General features: G+C 75.5%; 1 protein-coding gene. It reads right to left on the bottom strand.

All coding sequences use genetic code 11. The features are described from left to right. A partial coding sequence (locus AC0I8G_RS26085; protein WP_471732530.1) for a hypothetical protein occupies positions 1-249 on the bottom strand: 249 nt, incomplete at both ends.

Here is a 249-nt window from a genome sequence, read left to right on the forward strand (position 1 = left end):
GCGCTTCTTCCAGGCTCCGCTGCGCGAACGGCCGAGCGCCCGCGGGATGGACAGGGCGAAGATGACCGGCTGCATCCCGACGGCCTGACCGAGGACCCGCAACGGAGCCGCCGCCCTGCCCTGGAGCTTGTCGCCCTTGCGGTAGGCCGCGACCGAGACGGCCTCGGCGAGCAGGTACGCCTGGCTGAACCGGCTCCGGGGCCGGGCCAGGCAGGCCGCGGTCAGCGTGAGCTGCGCGGCGGGGCCCAG

Source organism: Kineococcus sp. AC630 (assembly GCF_979255925.1).